The organism is Variovorax sp. 10L426, assembly GCF_056395305.1.
Map to the genome: position 1 here is coordinate 1 of NZ_JBFTJF010000055.1, position 689 is coordinate 689.

1 protein-coding gene is annotated in these 689 nt (G+C 62.4%); it reads right to left on the bottom strand.

The features are described 5' to 3' along the window. Nucleotides 1-3: 3 nt before the first annotated feature. Nucleotides 4-689: electron transfer flavoprotein subunit beta/FixA family protein (locus tag AC1DHL_RS29660; protein ID WP_478164320.1), on the bottom strand; the 686-nt coding region annotated here is incomplete at its 5' end.

The window sequence follows — 689 nt, forward strand, 5'->3', positions numbered from 1 at the left end:
TGATCAGATCACCTTGGCTTCGTTCTTCAGCTTGTCCACCAGCGTGGCGACATCGGGCACCTTGATGCCGGCGCCGCGCTTCGGGGGCTCGGAGACCTTCAGGGTCTTCAGGCGCGGCTTGACGTCCACGCCGAGGTCCTCGGGCTTGACGGTGTCGAGCTGCTTCTTCTTGGCCTTCATGATGTTGGGCAAGGTCACATAGCGCGGCTCGTTCAGGCGCAGGTCGGTGGTGATGACTGCGGGCAGCGAAAGCGAGATGGTTTCCAGGCCGCCGTCGACTTCACGAGTGACGTTGACCTTGTCACCGGCGATTTCGACCTTGCTGGCGAACGTCGCCTGGGGCAGATCAGCCAATGCCGCGAGCATCTGGCCCGTCTGATTCGCATCGTCATCGATGGCTTGCTTGCCGAGGATGATCAGTTGGGGTTGTTCCTTGTCGACCAGCGCCTTCAGCAGCTTGGCGACTGCGAGCGGTTGCAGCTCTTCGGTGGTCTCGACTAGGATGCCGCGATCGGCCCCAATGGCCATCGCCGTGCGCAGGGTCTCCTGGCACTTCGCATCGCCGCAGGACACGGCGATGATCTCGGTGGCCGCGCCCTTCTCCTTCAACCGCACAGCCTCTTCGACGGCGATCTCGTCGAAGGGGTTCATGCTCATCTTGACGTTGGCGATGTCAACGCCCGTGCCGT